The sequence below is a fragment of the Polaribacter sp. Hel_I_88 genome (assembly GCF_000687935.1).
Taxonomy (GTDB): domain Bacteria; phylum Bacteroidota; class Bacteroidia; order Flavobacteriales; family Flavobacteriaceae; genus Polaribacter.
The window spans coordinates 1,734,736-1,752,148 of the sequence record NZ_JHZZ01000001.1; the positions used below are offsets into that span (position 1 = coordinate 1,734,736).

Sequence of the window (17,413 nt, forward strand, 5' to 3'; positions counted from 1 at the left end):
AAATTCACTTCAAATAAACAAAGTTCTTTTTAAAAAGAAGCTAAAAATAAAATATCTTAAATGACGGCACAAGTTATAGTATATGAAATAAAAAGCGATGCAGCAAAAAATGCAGAAAAACTTTTTAGTCATAACGATAAATACTTTTATTGGAATGAAGGAAAATTTAAAAACCTCTCTTTAAATGATTATGTTTTTATTGTAAATAAACCTAGTGGATGGGTTTTATTTACAAAATCTAATACTCAAGAAATAGAAACAAATACCCAACAAGGAGATACAATTTTTAAGGATAACATTGATGGTAAGTGGAATTCCATTACCCGATTTGAAATTTTAGAAATACTAAAAATACCACATAATTGGGAATGGAAATCTATCAAAACCAATCAAGCAAAATGTATATATGCGAATGATTTACATATAGCTGATAAAAAAAATGTACTATTAAAGATTAACCAGCTTAAAACACTAAGTAATAAAGAATCTTTTACTAAAATACTTGATACATGTAAGTCAAATATTGAAAGGGAAATAACTGAATTTATCGATAGTAATCAAACTTCTAATACTTTTTTAAATGTAAAAGCTAATTTAGAGCATATAGAAACTTATATAGAACAAAAGGGTTTCAACTTTAAAAAAAGTGAAATCATCAATTTTTATCTATCATTAAAAACCAAACCTTTTGTAATTTTAGCAGGGATATCAGGAACTGGTAAAACACAGCTTCCAAGACTCTTTGCAGAAGCCATTGGTATGCGTAAAGATCAAGTAATTCAAATTCCTGTAAGACCAGATTGGACAGACGCTTCAGATTTAATTGGGTACACCTCTTTAAAAGGAAGTTTTATTTCTAAACCCCTTACAGAAGCCATTATAAAAGCAAAAGAAAATATTACTAAGCCTCATTTTTTTATTCTTGATGAAATGAATTTAGCAAGAGTAGAACATTATTTTGCAGATTTTTTAAGTATTATAGAAACCCGTTTTAGAACAAAAACCAGTGAAGTTAAAACCGATTTTTTACTTTTAAAAAATCAATTAAAAGAAGCCAACAACGCAAATTTATATGATGCGATTTATTGGCCAGAAAACCTATACTTAATAGGAACTGTAAATATGGATGAAACTACCTATCCATTTTCAAGAAAAGTGCTTGATAGAGCAAATTCAATTGAAATGAACACTGTAGAATTAGACTGGATTGACACACAAAAACAAAAAGTTGAAAAGCTTACAGATTTTACAAATGCCAATTTAAAAAGTGAATATATTGCAAGTATAGAACTTACTGAAACAGACAAAGAGCAGGTAGAAGAACCACTTGAAATGTTGAAAAAAATAAATAAAATACTCAAAATTGCAAACCTGCATTTTGCATATAGAGTTAGAGATGAGATTATTTTTTATGTACTTTATGCAAAAAAAGAGCAGTTGCTAACACAAGAAAAAGCTATAGATTTTCAAATTATGCAGAAAATTTTACCTAGAGTTCATGGCAGTTCTAACCGAACTCAAAAAGTAATTATTAGCTTATTAAACCTACTTACTAACGAGGATATAGCAACTTCATATCCAGATTTAGAATACTTAGAGAACAATAAAAAATCAATTCTTAAAAAATCAAGTTATCCGAAATCTACAGAAAAGTTACTATTTATGCTAGAACGTTTTGATGAAGATCGATTTACTTCTTTTTGGGTATGATAAATAATCAAACTAAAAAATATAGTTATGCTGTTAAAAATCATGGAACCTTTGATATTATTACATCCGAAAATGAAAGACTACAAGATTTTAAGACAGTAACAAAAAACTTCGAACTTCGCATTTTAGGACAAAAACAATCTGTTAATAATTCTGAAAAAGTTTATGTATTCGATTGGCAAGAGGTTACTTTTAATGCTATTATAGATCCTCTAAATCATGCAAAAGAATATTCTCTTTGGCTTGATAATAAACTAGTAGCACATTCTAAAACATTAAACAAACAACTACACTCTATAAGAACTCTTAAAACGAAGCTGTCGTTTACGGAAGAAATAGGATGTCATGTAATTAAAATTTTATCTCCTAATGACAAAGTAGTTTTAGAATTAACTTTTGAGGTTTTTCCTGAAAATATACAGTATAAGCAAGAATATAAATTGCTACAACAGGATTGTGTTAGAATAGTTAACAACCTAAGTTTTAAACTGCTTACAAGCTACTATAAAAAAATAAAAAATAAATCTAGTGGTACTACTTCTAATACGAAATGGTGGTTTGTTTTAGATGCTTTATTTGAAGATTTGATAAAAAGTTTAGAGCTCATTCAACGAAACCCAAAACACACTATTATCACAGATGAAGAGGTGAAACAAATAGATAAGGTAAGAAAACCTTCATCAAAAAATAAAATATGGCTCACCAAAAATACTCAGTATATTTCAAATAATAAAGACGAGGGAATTGAATTGATTTCTGGCCACTATTTTTCTCATGCTTTAACACTTAAAAAAAAGATAAGCTACGATAATTATGAGAATAGATTTGTAAAATATATGGCCAATCAAATAATAAGTAGATTAACCGACTTAAAAAAAGATTTGCATAAAAACAGTGTATCTGATAATGAAAATATAGTTCAAAAAATAAAAACGTATACGAGTAGATTACATGGTTTTTTAAATAAAATACCATTTAGTAAAGTTGGTGATTTTGAAAAAGAAACCTACTTTTCTTCAACCTTAACCAAAGCAGCAGGGTATAAAGATTTGTTACAAATTTATTCACTACTAGAAAATGGTTTTGAAATTTTAGAGGATGATTTTAGTTATGTAGATTACAAAAAAATTGATAATCTCTATGGTTATTGGTGTTTTATTAAGATGTTCGATATCATTCAAAATTCTTTAAATTTTACAATAACAAACCAAAATATTTTGGGCTTGCATAATGGAAAATTTAAAGCTAATGTAGGTGTTAATGATCTTACTACTATAAAATTGGCAAGTAAAGAACATAAAGAAATTTCTTTAGAATATAACAAAGAAAAATCTTTAATAACAATGGAGCTTATCACTAAAAAAGAGAACCTTTCTTTATTTCAATTTTATCCAAATTATCAAATTACAAACAATAATAAATACAGTGAAAATTCAAATTATACAGACAGTTCTCTTTTGCTTTTTAAGGAGAATATTGAACAAGAGGAAATTAAAAATGAGATAAAACAAAACAACCCAAAAGATTTAAAATCGATAATTTTATATCCTTCAAATGCAGAAAACACGAATTTTAAAAAATTAAAAAAAGAAGATACTGCTACTAAATACTTTCCATTATTGCCATCAACATCAGGCTTATTGGAAAAATATATAAGAAATATTATTGTCGATGAAACAACAAATAATGTGCAAGCTATTGTTGGAATGCAGTATCAACAATATATAAGTGAAAGAGAAACTTTTGATAAAGGAATACTAATTGGGCGTTTAAAAAAAGAAGCACTTCAAAAACGTTTGACCTATTTAGAGAATGAGAATAGGTATTATTTCCCTTTTGTAAAAAGCAAAAACAGTCGTATTTATAAGGTTTCTTATTTGTTACTTACCAAACCTGAAAGTTCTAAAGCACTATTAAAAAAAGTAAAAAGATGGGAAATACTTAGTAAGAAAGATCTTATAGATACAGGTATAAATTGGAAATTAAACTCAGAACACTACCTTGTTTTTAATTTAGAAAATAAAACAGAAAAAATTGATACTAAAATTGAAATTCCGATTTTTAGTTTTAGATATACCACATTAAGAGGCTTGTATTTTTTTAAAAATCAACTAGAAAATAATGCTTTGTATATTGCAAATGAAACTAGCTACTTATTGTATAAATTTTTAATTAAAAAGAATATAGAATTTACAATTTCGTGGTCTAAAGACGAAAAATATTTTACTAATGTAGTTTTTAAACTATCTAACAATTTAAAGTTAATTTGTTCAAATCGTTTTCCTTATCAACATTATATGGTAAAAAACAAAATAAAACCTTTATCATCTCTCATTGATCAATTTCACTAACTTTTGTGAAGTAAAAACTCATTTTTTAGGGATACAGTTATCATAAATATGTTTTCAGCAAAAAAAAACATACATCATTATTTAGTTTTGTAAAAGAAATAGTAACTTAAAACAAAAAATGATGAAGATACAAGCCTATTTAGCATTTAATGGAAATTGTCAAGAAGCCTTAAATTTTTACGCAGATTTATTTGATGCGCAAGTAGAAAATAGAATTTTCTATAAAGATCAAAAAATAGATGTTCCCAATTCTTATAGAGATAAGTTGCAGCATGCAGAGTTAAAAGGAAAAGGTGTGCATTTTATGGCCTATGATGCTTCTCCAGATACACCCATAAATTCAGGAAACCAAGTGCATATGAGTGTAGATGTGCATGATGAACATAAAGCTAAAGAAGTTTTTAAAACATTAAGCAATCAAGGAATTACACATCATGAATTTAGAGAAAGAGAATGGGGAATGTTTGGTAGATGTACAGATAAATTTGGAATTCATTGGATGGTAAATGCTAAAAAATAATTTCTAAAAAAAATATTAAACTTTATAAAAATGGATTGCATTAGATTGTAATCCATTATTTTTATAAAAAACTTTTAATTCAATTTGAAACTTGTAAAATTCACAAAAAAAGGTATTTATTGTATTCCAGGAAAATTTTATTTAGATCCATGGTATCCTGTGGATTATGCCATTATTTCTCATGGACATGCAGATCATTCAAGGTCAGGAAATAAGCATTATTTGTGTCAGAATGATTCGAAAGCAATTATAAAACATAGACTTGGGCAAGAAATTTCTATTGAAAGTTTAGGCTATAATCAACCTAAAAACATAAATGGAGTTCAAGTAAGTTTTTTTCCAGCAGGTCATGTCATTGGTTCTGCTCAAATTCGTTTGGAGTACAAAGGTTATGTAGTTGTTTTTTCTGGGGATTATAAAACACAACCCGATTTTATTTCCACACCTTATGAACCTGTAAAATGCCACGAATTTATTACAGAAAGTACTTTTGGTTTGCCAATTTACAAGTGGAAAACTGAAGAAGAATTACAAACAGAATTGACAAATTGGGTTTTACAAAATCAAGCAAATAATAGAACCAGTGTTTTTTTAGGGTATAGTTTAGGCAAAGCGCAACGAATTATGAAATTGATTGAAGGTGTAAATGACATTTACGTGCATTCAGCAATCAATAATTTAAACAATGCAATTTCTGGTTCTGGCATTGATTTACCAAAAACAACTTTATTAAATTACGATTTCAAAAAAGCCGATATTCAAAATAAAATTGTCATTTTACCTCCAGCTTTATTAGGCTCAAGAATGATAAAAAAAATACCAAATGCTGCAACTGCAATTTGCTCTGGTTGGATGCACATTCGTGGAAACAGAAGATGGAAAGGTGTTGATGCTGGCTTTTCAATTAGCGATCATGCAGATTGGGATGGATTATTAGAAGCTGTAAAAGCAACTGGAGCAGAAAAAGTGCATGTAACTCATGGTTCGCAAGCAGTTTTTTCTAAATATTTAAATGAAATTGGCATTGAAGCGTATGAATTAAAAACCGAATTTGGTGAAGATGAATTTGCAAAAGATGAAGAAACCAAAACTGAAACTGCGGATTTATGAAAGACTTTTCCAACTTAATTAGCGCTATTGAAATCACCAATAAAACCACTGCAAAAATTGATGCTTTAGTTGAGTATTTTAAAGTTGCCCCAGACAAAGATAAATTATGGTTGATTGCCTTATTCACAGGAAAAAGACCAAGCAGACCTGTAAAATCTAACTTAATGAAAAGTTGGGTGATGGAAATTACACAACTTCCTGAGTGGCTATTTTTAGAAAGTTATTCATCAGTGGGAGATTTAGGAGAAACTATTGCACTTTTATTGCCAAATCCAGAAAATGAAATCGAAAAGCCACTGCATATTTGGATTGATGAGCTCATCAACCTAAAACCAAAAACAGACGAAGAAAAAAAGGAATATGTCTTAGAAGCTTGGAATGGTTTGCAAGCTCAAGAACGTTTAATTTTTAATAAATTAATTGGTGGAAGTTTTAGAATTGGAGTTTCCAAAAAAACCTTGGTAAATGCACTCGCAAAATTATCTGGAATTGATGCAAATCAACTAATGCACAGTATTATTGGAAATTGGACACCAAATTCCATTTCTTTTGATGATTTATTGGGTGGTGAACATATTAATTACGATAATTCAAAACCATATCCTTTTTGCTTGGCATATTCTTTGGAAAAAGAATTGCAAGATTTGGGTGATGAAAAAGATTGGCAAATTGAGTATAAATGGGATGGAATTCGTGGGCAAATCATCAAAAGAAAAGAAGAGGTTTTTATTTGGAGTAGAGGAGAAGAGTTGGTTACAGAACAATTTCCAGAATTGGTGGAATCAGTTTCAAAATTAGAAGGAAGTTTTGTAATTGATGGCGAGATTTTAGCCATAAAAGATAGTGCAGTTCTACTTTTTAACGATTTACAAAAACGCTTAAATCGAAAAAATGTAACCAAAAAATTGTTAGAAGATGTACCTGTTGGTTTGTACATTTATGATATTTTAGAAATTGATGATGAAGATTTACGAGAACAATCGATGGAAATTCGTCGTGAAAAATTAGAACAATTATTTGCTAAAAATACAGCAACAAATTTACATTTATCAGAAGTGATTAAATTTGAGAATTGGAACGAATTAGATGCTTTAAGAAACGCAGCCAGAAGTTTTAATTCTGAAGGTTTAATGTTGAAGAAAAAATCGTCTATATATCATGTTGGAAGAAAAAAAGGCGATTGGTGGAAATGGAAAGTAGATCCTTTAACAATTGATGCTGTAATGATTTATGCTCAGAAAGGAAGTGGAAGAAGAAGTTCTAAATACACAGATTACACGTTTGCAGTTAAAAATGACGATCAATTAGTAACAGTTGCCAAAGCTTATTCAGGTTTAACAGATAAAGAAATTACGGAAATTTCACGTTGGGTAAATAAAAATGCTATCGAAAAATTTGGTCCTGTAAGAACTGTAAAAGCAGAATTGGTTTTCGAAATCGCTTTTGAAGGAATTGCCTACAGCAAACGTCATAAAAGTGGAGTTGCCTTGCGTTTTCCAAGAATGAAGCGTTGGCGAAAAGATAAAACCGTAAAAGATATTGATACGATTGAATCAGTGAAAGCATTAATACAAAATTAGGTTCAAAATTCAATGTTCTAAATTCAAGATTCCAATCTTGAATTTTAAACTTTAAACCCGAAATTAAAGTTGAGCAATTTTAAACAAACCCAAGGCTATCAAATCATCCAAAATTGGATGGCAGAAAAAGGGCACACACCTTTTAGTTTTCAAGATCAAACTTGGGAACGTTACCACAATAATTTTAGTGGAATGGTGGTTGCTCCAACAGGATTTGGTAAAACATTTTCGGTTTTTTTAGGAGTTGTCATTGATTATTTTAATCACCCAGAAAGATATAAAAAAGGATTAAAATTAATATGGATTAGTCCTTTGCGTTCTTTAGCAAAAGATTTGGCAAAAGCCATGAATGAAGTTGTAGATGAAATTGGTTTGGATTGGGAAGTTGCTGTGAGAAATGGAGATACACCAACCAACATCCGAAGAAAACAAGAGCGATTAATGCCAGACGTTTTGCTCACAACTCCAGAAACATTGCACCTTTTATTTTCTCAAAAGAAAAATTCACGTTGGTTTAAAAATGTAAACTGTATTGCTGTTGATGAGTGGCATGAATTGTTAGGTTCTAAAAGAGGTGTTTTAGTAGAATTGGCAATTGCAAGAATTAGAAATTTATCAAAAAAAACCAGTGTTTGGGGAATTACAGCAACCATTGGTAATTTAGAAGAAGCAAAAAATGTTTTGATTCCTTATGATGGTGTAAAAACCACGATGATAAAAGCGAAGGAAAAAAAGAAGATAGAAATTGTTTCGGTTTTACCAGATGAAGTTGAAGAATTGTCTTGGGCAGGACATTTGGGTAAAAAAATGAGCTCAAAAATAATTCCGATTATTTATGAAAATAACACCACTTTAATTTTTACAAATACTAGAAATCAAAGCGAATTATGGTATCAAATTCTCATTGAAGAAGCACCAGATTTAATTGGGCAAATTGCCATTCATCATGGATCTATTGCAAAAGTACAGCGTAATTTTATTGAAGAGGCTATTTCTCAAGGCATTTTAAAAGCAGTCGTTTGTACATCCTCTTTAGATCTGGGAGTCGATTTTAAACCTGTAGATTGTGTGATACAAATTGGTTCAGCTAAAGGAATTGCACGTTTTTTACAAAGAGCAGGTAGAAGTGGACATTCGCCTTTTGAAACCTCAAAAATGTACGCAGTTCCTACACATTCTTTACAATTGATAGAAGTTGCAGCAGTAAAAGAAGCTGTAAAACAAAACGAAATCGAAGCAAGATATCCTTATGTATTAACCTATGATATTTTAGTGCAGTTTTTAGTAACCTTAGCAGTTGGTGAAGGTTTTAAAGCTGATGAAACTTTTGAATTTATCAAAGAAATTCACGCTTTTCATTATTTAACCAAAGAAGATTTTGACTGGTGCATTCATTTTATCACACAAGGTGGAAATACCTTAAAATCTTATGAGGAATTCCACAAAGTGGTTTTAGATGAAGAAGATGGTCTTTACAAAGTAAAAAGCAGGCGAATTGCAATGATGCACAGAATGAATATTGGTGTAATTGTTGGCGAAGTTATGTTGTATGTAAAATTCTTTTCTGGTGGTTATATTGGCATGGTTGAAGAGTATTTTATATCGAAATTAAAAAAAGGTGATGCCTTTGTAATTGGTGGTAGAGTTGTAGAAATGAAACAGATTAAAGATATGACTGTTTTGGTAAAAGCCAGCAAATCTAAAAAAGCAATTACGCCAAGTTGGAATGGTGGACGATTGCCTTTAACCTCTTACTTAACGCATTTTTTACGTTTAAAATTAAGTGATGCTATTGATGCCAATAATAGAGAAAGAGAACTAAAATTTTTACATCCGCTTTTAAAACGTCAACAAGAAAAATCTCACATTCCAAGACATGATGAATTTTTAACAGAACTCATAGAAACCAAAGACGGTTTTCATTTATTTATGTATCCTTTTGAAGGACGATTGGTGCACGAAATTATGGCGTCTTTAATTGCTTATAGAATTAGTCAAATAAAACCCATAACGTTTACAATAGCACAAAATGATTATGGTTTTGAATTGCTTTCTGATCAAGAAATTCCGTTAAACGAAGATAATATAGAACAGATTTTATCCAAAGAAAATTTAATGAAAGACATAATTGCAAGCATCAACGCAAGTGAAATGGCTTCCAGAAAATTTAGAGATATTGCTGTGGTTGCAGGTTTGGTTATTCAATCTCAACCAGGAAACAAAAAATCGAATAAGAGTTTGCAATCTTCCTCTGGTTTAATTTTTAGAGTGCTGAATGATTATGAACCCACCAATTTATTATTAAAACAAGCGTATGATGAGGTTTTTAATTATCAACTAGAAAAAGTGCGTTTACAGAAGGCTTTTGAGCGAATTACAGAGAGTAAAATAATTTTGAAAAGAGCAAAAGATTTTACACCTTTGAGCTTTCCTTTAAAAGTAGATAGTTTGCGAGGCACAATGACTAATGAGGAATTGAGCAAACGAATTCAACGTATTCAAAAACAGGCAGTAAAATGATAAAAACCGTTTCGATTGTAACTCATAAAATAAATTGTAATGATCAAATTTTAGAGTTAACCAATCAACGAGTTATTTTTTGGGAAGCACAAGAAAGCCTTATTTTAAGCGATTTACATATTGGTAAATCTGCCCATTTTCAAAAAAGTGGCATTCCAATTCCCTCTTCAGTTTTAGATGATGATTTAGCAAGATTAAAACAATTAATTACCCATTTTAAAGCCAAAAATTTAATTATTGTGGGCGATTTATTTCATGCAGAATACAACAAAGATTTAGATCAATTTAAGGCTTGGCTTTCCAATTTCGATGAATTAAATTTAAAGCTCATCAAAGGAAATCATGATCGTTTAAAACATACAATTTACGATCAATTTAATATAGAAGTGCATCAACCTTCCTTGGATATAGATTGCGTAAAATTTGTGCACGATTCCATAAAACCCACCGAAAATTGCTTTACCATTTCTGGACATTTGCATCCTGGAGTTTCCATCAAAGGAAAAGGTAGACAGCGAATTAAATTGCCTTGTTTTCAAGTAGCTGAAAATCAACTAATTTTACCTGCTTTTAGTTTATTTACAGGTTTAAATACACAGAAAAACTTTGATAAATGCCAAAATTTCTGTTTTACAGAAGATGGTATTTTTGAAGTATAGAAAAAGTGGTTTTTGAAGCTATTTCCTGCTTTGAATTTATCTTGAGCGAAGTCGAAAGACTATATCTTTTTGCTGAGTTCTCGATACAAATTTGCAAAAAGCAAATTCACTCGAACTAAGCAAAAAGGATGTCGTTTCAATCAGGGCTAAACTTGTTTGTAAGTTTTCAGCCTAAAAAATCTTTTGGAAAGTTTGTTGAATACAATGCAAAGACCTCACAGGTTTTAAAAACCTGTGAGGTCTGAAATAAATTTTATTCGTGAATTCGTAGCAATTTTATTCCATTAAAAAAGCTTTCAAATCTTCATAAGAACTCGCTTTTAAAGCGACTTTCTTATTATTCATTACTTTTTGAATCTGTTCAGGAATTTCCACTTTTACAGGCAACGTTTCTTCAACAACATCTAAAAATTTAACAGGATGTGCAGTTTCTAAAAACACACCAAATTCGTTTTCTTTTAAACCGTATTTTTTCAGTCCTAAATAACCAACTGCTCCATGAGGATCTGCAACATAACCAGAATTTTCGTAGATTTTCTGCATGGTTTCACGAGTTTCATCATCTGTAAAACTGTAAGAAGAAAAAGCGCTTTTTAAAGTTGCTAAATCGTTGTTAAACAATTCTCTAATTCTAATAAAATTACTTGGGTTTCCAACATCCATAGCATTAGAAATAGTTGCTTTCGATGGTTTTGGTGTATAAATCCCATCAACTAAATAATTAGGAACAGTATCATTTACATTGGTAGCAGCTACAAAATGTTTGATGGGTAAACCTAATTTTTGCGCCATAATTCCTGCACAAATATTTCCGAAATTTCCACTTGGCACAGAAAAAACCAATTCTTTATTTTTTGATTTTAATGCTTTATATGCAAAGAAAAAATAGAACATCTGTGGCAACCAACGTGCAACATTAATTGAATTTGCAGAGGTTAATTTCTTGATAATTTCCTCATCTAAAAAAGCTGTTTTTACCATTTCTTGGCAATCGTCAAAAACACCATCAACTTCTAAAGCTGTTATGTTTTGCCCTAAAGTTGTGAGTTGTTTTTCTTGAATATCGCTCACTTTTCCTGAAGGATATAAAATAACTACATTCACACCTTTTGCGCCTAAAAATCCATTGGCAACTGCACCTCCAGTATCTCCAGAAGTGGCTACTAAAACTGTAACTTCTTCCTTATTATCTCTATTAAAATACTCTAAACATTTAGCCATAAATTTTGCACCAACATCTTTAAAAGCCATTGTTGGTCCATGAAACAATTCTAAAGAAGCAATGTTTTCATCAACTTTTACCAAGGGAAAATCGAAAGAAACTGTTTTTTCAATAATTTCTTTTAGTATTTCAGTCGGAATTTCATCACCTACAAATTGTTTTATGGCTTCAAAAGCAATTTCATGATTTGTATAATTTTCTATATTCTTAATAAAATCTTGTGATAATGGCGTAATATTTTCTGGGAAATAAATTCCTCTATCTTTTGCTAAACCTTCTACAACTGCATTTTTAAAAGTTGTGTTAGGCGATTTATGGTGTAAACTGTAGTAGTTCATTTTTTTAGACTTTAGTTTTTGGTTTTTAGACTGTAGTTTTAAGGTCGCTGTAAAACCAACGACTACAAACTAACAACTACTGACTTATAAAATTTTCATTCCTTCTGCATTCACTTTAGATGTAAACATTTCAAAGTCAATTCCAGTATTTTTGTAAGCTTCTTCAATAGCTTTATGTACTTTTTTAGCAATTTTATTGCCTTTGCAAAGCGCAAAAATTGTTGGACCTGAACCAGAAATCCCTGCTCCTAAAGCTCCAGCATTTAGGGCTGCATTTTTTACATCATCAAAATGTGGAATTAATTTTTTACGATGAGGTTCTACAATAATATCAACCAATGAGTTGCTAATTAGCTCGTAATTTTCTGTATATAAACCCGCAATTAATCCACCAACATTTGCCCATTGAGTAACTGCATCTTTTAACGGAATTTCAGTTGGTAAAACAGCTCTTGCATCTTTTGTTTTAACTTCTATTTGAGGATGAATTGCAACAACTCTCAACTTTTTTGGAACAGGTAATTTTACAATTTCTAAAGGATTGTAGCTTCTTACTAAAACAAATCCGCCATAAATTGCTGCTGCAACATTATCTGCAATTTGAGAACCACAAGCAACTTCTTCACCAAACATGGCAAATTTTGTCAATTCAAGTTCAGAATATTTGTTTTTTAAAAACTGATTTACTCCAAATGCAGCACCAGCAGCACTTGCAGCAGAACTACCTAAACCACTTCCAGGAGAAAACCCTTTGTGAATGGTTAATTCAATTCCAAAATTGGCATTTGCTTTAAGCAAAATCTTTTTAACAACAGCACTTGCCACATTTTCGTCTACATTATAGGTTAAATTTGCACCCGTAATTTGAGTGATTTTTACGCCTTTTTCGGCTGTTTTTGTAAATGTCATTTCGTCTCCAACAGCTTCTACAGCAAAACCAAGCGAATCAAATCCACAAGAAACATTGGCAACAGTTGCAGGAGAAAATATTTTTAAATAATCCATTTTTGTAAGTTGGTGGTCTTTAGTTTTTAGACGTTAGAACTATTGTCTAACCACTAGAAACTAACGACTAATTTATTTGTTCGCTATTCTAATCACATCTGCAAAAATACCAGAAGCTGTAACATCTGCTCCAGCTCCAGCTCCTTTTATGATTAAAGGGTTTTCTGGATATCTATCTGTAAAAAATAATACAATATTATCACTTCCTTCTAAATTATAAAAAGGATGTACTGCAGGAATGTGTTGCAAGCCAACATTGGCTTTTCCGTCTACAAATTCAGCAACATATTTTAAACGACAATCTTTATCATTTGCTTCTTTATAGATATTTTGAAAATGATTTTCGTATTTTATTAAAGATGCATAAAAATCATCATTATTTGTGGTTTCCAAACTTTCTTTTGGTAAAAATGCGTTGTTCACAATATCTTCCAATTCCATTTTATAACCACTTTCTCTTGCCAAAATTAAAATTTTTCTGGCAACATCTACACCACTCAAATCGATTTTTGGATCTGGCTCTGTATAACCTTCTTTTTGAGCTTGGGCAACAACATCGTGAAAAGTTGAATCCTCATCAAAATTATTGAATACAAAATTTAAGCTTCCTGATAAAACAGCCTGAATTTTATGCACTCGATCTCCAGAATTAATTAAATTCTTTAAAGTATCTATAATTGGCAAACCTGCACCAACATTGGTTTCAAATAAAAAGGAAGCATTGTATTTCCTTGAAACGTGTTTTAACGTTTTATAATTATCAAAATTAGAAGCACAGGCAATTTTATTACATGTAACAACAGAAATGCTATCTCTTAAATACTTTTCATACACTTCAGAAACTGCTTGATTTGCAGTATTATCAATAAAAACACTATTGATAAGATTGCTTTCTTTTACTTTTTGATGAAACTTTTCTAAACTTGTTGCTTCTCCATTTTCTAAAGCTTCCTTCCAATTTTTTAGGTTAATGCCATCATTGTCAAAAACCATTTTTCTGGAATTAGACATTCCAATTACTCTGATTTTTAACTTTAAATTTTCTTTTAAAAATTTCTTTTGTTGATGAATTTGAGCTAAAAAGCGTTCGCCAACATTACCAACTCCAGTAACAAACAAGTTTAATTGTTTTGTTTTTTCTTCAAAAAACTGTTCGTGTAATGTGTTTAATGCTTTTTTTGCATCATTTTTATTAATAACTGCAGAGATGTTTTTTTCTGATGAACCTTGTGCAATTGCTCTCACATTCACGTTATTTCTACCCAAAGCACTAAACATTTGTCCACTTAAACCTTGGTAGTTTTTCATACTTTCGCCAACAACTGCAATTATTGCTAAATCGCTTTCTACGCTAATTGGTTTTATTTTTTTACGATCAATTTCTGTATTAAACGTTTCATCTAAAAGTAGTTGTGCTTTTTTGGCATCATTTTCATACACACCCACACAAATTGAATGCTCAGAAGAAGCTTGTGTTATAAAAACCACGTTTATTTTTGCCATAGAAAGTGTTTCGAATAAACGCTTTGAAAAACCAGGAATCCCTACCATTCCTCCACCTTCTAAAGTAATTAAACTGATGTTTTCGATATACGAAATACCTTTAACTTCATTACCGTTTTTAGGGTTTTTAGAAATTAAAGTTCCAGCATTTTCTGGAGCAAAAGTATTTTTAATTCTGATAGGAATCTCTTTTCTGAATGCTGGTTGAATGGTTGGTGGATACAAAACTTTTGCGCCAAAATGAGACAATTCCATGGCTTCTTCATAAGAAATTTCTGGGATTGCAAAGGCTTGTTTTACAAGGCTAGGATTTGCTGTATACATCCCTGAAACATCTGTCCAGATTTGTAACTCATCAGCTTGCAAAGCAGCAGCATAAATTGCAGCTGTAAAATCTGAGCCTCCTCTTCCTAAGGTTGTAATTTCTCCTTCAATATTTGTAGAAATAAAACCGCCTAAAAGTGTAACTTTATGATTGTTTTCATCAAAAAAAGAAGTGATATTTTTATTGGTAATTTTAAAATTGACTAGCGCATTCAAATACTCATCATTGGTAATAATTAAATCGCAGCTATTTTTATGAGTGGCATTTAAAGTTTCTTTTGCAGCATTTGCAATAATGTAAGAAGATAATCTTTCTCCAAAACTACATACTTTTGCTAAGGTTTTGTCTGATAATTCTTGTAGTAAAAAAATACCTTCGTAAATTGAATTTAATCTAGCTAATAAAGAAGTAACTTCTTCAGTAACCTCTTTTTTATGGGTTTTGATTAAATCATCAATTACCTGAAAATGTAATTTTCTAATAGTCTCTAATATTTCTTTCGCAATTTTTATATCAACTAAAGCACTATTTGCACCTGTAATTAAATTATTGGTGGTTTTACCAAACGCAGAAACAACTACTGCAATTTTATCTTCTTTAGATGTTTTAGCTACAATGCTTAAAACCTGTTTTATATTTTCTGAATTTGCGACTGATGAGCCTCCGAATTTTAATACTTTCATCTTTAAATTGATACTAATTAGTACTGTTTTATTATGTTGTTTCTTTTTGAAGAAACAATTATGAACCTAAATAATATGAATATTGTACAACCCTTAAAGGGTAATTGTTGAAGTTGTTGTGCGGATAATGGTATCCATAGATATAGAAACTACAGGAGTAGTTTTTAAAGTATTTGTATGGATTTGAAACATTTTCACGTGGCTAAAATAGCAGTATTATTTATTTTGAGCTGTTGAGATATGATTTATTTTGATAAATTCATCAATAAATATCATTTTCATAAAAAATCAATATAAATAAAAGTAATAATTTAATTTTTGTGATGCGTATTTATTTTTTCTTTAATAATAATTGCAATAGGTTTATTTTGGATTTTACTTTCTAACCAAGATAAGATATCTAAGTATAAAAATGCTCTTTTTTCATAAGGATGATTTTCAAACTTTTTCAATTTGGTATGAATTTTTTTAAATTCATTTTTAATTTCATGAGGAAAAACATCACTTAAATCACGAATAGAAGTCAGGAATATTTTTTGAACTTCTTGCAAGTTTTCCATCTTTAAAAGGAACTTATAAGTATCTACAAACTGTCTTTCCAAATCGTAATCTAAACCACATTCATAATGTGCAATTAGATTTAAAATTCTAGCAAAACATTGCAAATCTTCAGCAGAAGTAAGGTTTTTAGACTTTATAATTTTTTGTAAATAAACAATACAAAGTTCATTTTTACCCATACCAAAATACAAACACGCAATTTTATAGTACAACATTACAATATAATGACTGTCTAACCTGTTTTTATAGTTTTGTATTTTTTTGTTGATAATTGCCACTAAATATTCACCTTCAGAAAACGTGGCTTCTAAAAAGTGTAAATGCAATTTATTAGCATATAAATGCTGAAAAATTAAAAGTTCTGTATTGGTGTTTAAAGGAATAATTTTTTGTTCAACTTCTTCTTCAAAAGCGGCTAACTCTTTTTTGAAAGTTTTTGTTTTTTGAACAAAAAAGCAAGCTTCCAATAGATAGTTTATCCCCTTTAAATAAAAAACAGGATGTTGTACAATATGCTTTTTATCCTCTTTAAATAATTCTACCCATTTTCTGGCATATTTGTAACTCTGTAAAAAGTCTTGTGTTAAAAAACTAAACCATAAATGAGATTTGTAGAGCCATAGTTTTTCTCTAAAACCAAAATTTTCAAACTTGTATTTTGGTAATTTGCTGTAAAAATAATCGTTTATAAACTCTAACTCTTCGTTGTTTTTTACATATCCATTTTGTAATAAATGGCTGTATAATTGTAATGATAAGTTAGATAGTTTGCTTGCAGTTACATTTTGCTGACTCAGCATTTTTGCTTGCAGAGAAAGTTGGTCTGCTCTGTTGCTTAAACTTCTTGTTATGTATTGCGTTTCAATTACTTTTTCGAGTTCAACAATTTCATAGGCAATATTTTTTTCTTCGTTTTCTAAAGCTAAATTTTTAGCTTTATCAAGGAGTTTTAAACTCTGTTTGTATAATCCTTTTTGATAGAGAACTGTTGCAAAATCTAGCTGTTCGCGAATTTGAATTCTAATATTTTTATGAGCAGGATTTAAACGTAAACTAATTAAAATCTGCTTGTATAAATGTGCTTTTAAGTTTGATAATTGCTGTTTAGAAACAATGCCACTTTTAATAATTACCTTTTCATCATACGCTTTTAGTTTCTCTAAAAATTTAAAAAGCGAGAAAAATTTAGCATCAATATTACCTCCAAGTCGCCCAACATATAAATTAAATTGTCGTTTTTCAGACTTTGTTAACGACTTAATTAATACAAAAAGAGCGTCATTTTGATTATTGGCTGATGTAACACTTTTACTCATAAGTTGCTTA

The 17,413-nt window shown here is 29.9% G+C and carries 11 protein-coding genes; 7 read left to right on the forward strand and 4 right to left on the reverse strand.

Annotated features, from left to right (window positions below):
* Nucleotides 1-60: 60 nt before the first annotated feature.
* The 7 genes from P161_RS18245 to pdeM all read left to right on the forward strand — a co-directional run bounded on the left by P161_RS18245 (nt 61) and on the right by pdeM (nt 10,450).
* Nucleotides 61-1,710, forward strand: a complete 1,650-nt coding sequence (locus P161_RS18245) for an McrB family protein (RefSeq protein ID WP_051605699.1) — start codon at nt 61-63, stop codon at nt 1,708-1,710.
* Nucleotides 1,707-4,061, forward strand: coding sequence for a DUF2357 domain-containing protein (locus P161_RS0107825; RefSeq protein WP_026776461.1), 2,355 nt, complete (start codon nt 1,707-1,709; stop codon nt 4,059-4,061). The genes P161_RS18245 and P161_RS0107825 overlap by 4 nt, the downstream gene beginning before the upstream one ends.
* A gap of 118 nt (nt 4,062-4,179) precedes the next feature.
* A complete protein-coding gene (locus P161_RS0107830; RefSeq protein WP_368086206.1) occupies nt 4,180-4,581 on the forward strand; it encodes a VOC family protein in 402 nt (133 codons plus the stop codon).
* A gap of 84 nt (nt 4,582-4,665) precedes the next feature.
* Entirely contained in the window at nt 4,666-5,691 is a 1,026-nt protein-coding gene (locus P161_RS0107835) for a ligase-associated DNA damage response exonuclease (RefSeq protein ID WP_026776463.1), read from the forward strand.
* Nucleotides 5,688-7,271 (forward strand): ATP-dependent DNA ligase, encoded by a 1,584-nt coding sequence (locus P161_RS0107840; RefSeq protein WP_026776464.1) that lies wholly within the window; start codon nt 5,688-5,690, stop codon nt 7,269-7,271. The genes P161_RS0107835 and P161_RS0107840 overlap by 4 nt, the downstream gene beginning before the upstream one ends.
* 69 nt (nt 7,272-7,340) lie before the next feature.
* The gene (locus P161_RS0107845; protein ID WP_026776465.1) at nt 7,341-9,791 is read left to right on the forward strand and encodes a ligase-associated DNA damage response DEXH box helicase; all 2,451 of its coding nucleotides are present in this window, start codon (nt 7,341-7,343) and stop codon (nt 9,789-9,791) included.
* Nucleotides 9,788-10,450, forward strand: coding sequence for a ligase-associated DNA damage response endonuclease PdeM (pdeM, locus tag P161_RS0107850; protein ID WP_026776466.1), 663 nt, complete (start codon nt 9,788-9,790; stop codon nt 10,448-10,450). The genes P161_RS0107845 and pdeM overlap by 4 nt, the downstream gene beginning before the upstream one ends.
* A gap of 276 nt (nt 10,451-10,726) precedes the next feature.
* Here pdeM and thrC read toward each other — a convergent pair whose 3' ends face one another.
* The 4 genes from thrC to P161_RS0107875 all read right to left on the reverse strand — a co-directional run bounded on the left by thrC (nt 10,727) and on the right by P161_RS0107875 (nt 17,403).
* The gene (thrC, locus tag P161_RS0107860; RefSeq protein ID WP_026776467.1) at nt 10,727-12,010 is read right to left on the reverse strand and encodes a threonine synthase; all 1,284 of its coding nucleotides are present in this window, start codon (nt 12,008-12,010) and stop codon (nt 10,727-10,729) included.
* Nucleotides 12,011-12,094: 84 nt separating this feature from the next.
* Complete coding sequence (locus P161_RS0107865; RefSeq protein ID WP_026776468.1) at nt 12,095-13,015, reverse strand: homoserine kinase; 921 nt, start codon at nt 13,013-13,015, stop codon at nt 12,095-12,097.
* 72 nt (nt 13,016-13,087) lie between these two features.
* Nucleotides 13,088-15,526 carry a bifunctional aspartate kinase/homoserine dehydrogenase I gene (gene thrA, locus P161_RS0107870; protein WP_026776469.1) on the reverse strand — a complete coding sequence of 813 codons (2,439 nt, stop codon included), beginning with the start codon at nt 15,524-15,526 and terminating at the stop codon, nt 13,088-13,090.
* Nucleotides 15,527-15,837: 311 nt separating this feature from the next.
* Nucleotides 15,838-17,403 (reverse strand): hypothetical protein, encoded by a 1,566-nt coding sequence (locus tag P161_RS0107875; protein ID WP_026776470.1) that lies wholly within the window; start codon nt 17,401-17,403, stop codon nt 15,838-15,840.
* Nucleotides 17,404-17,413 lie beyond the last annotated feature (10 nt).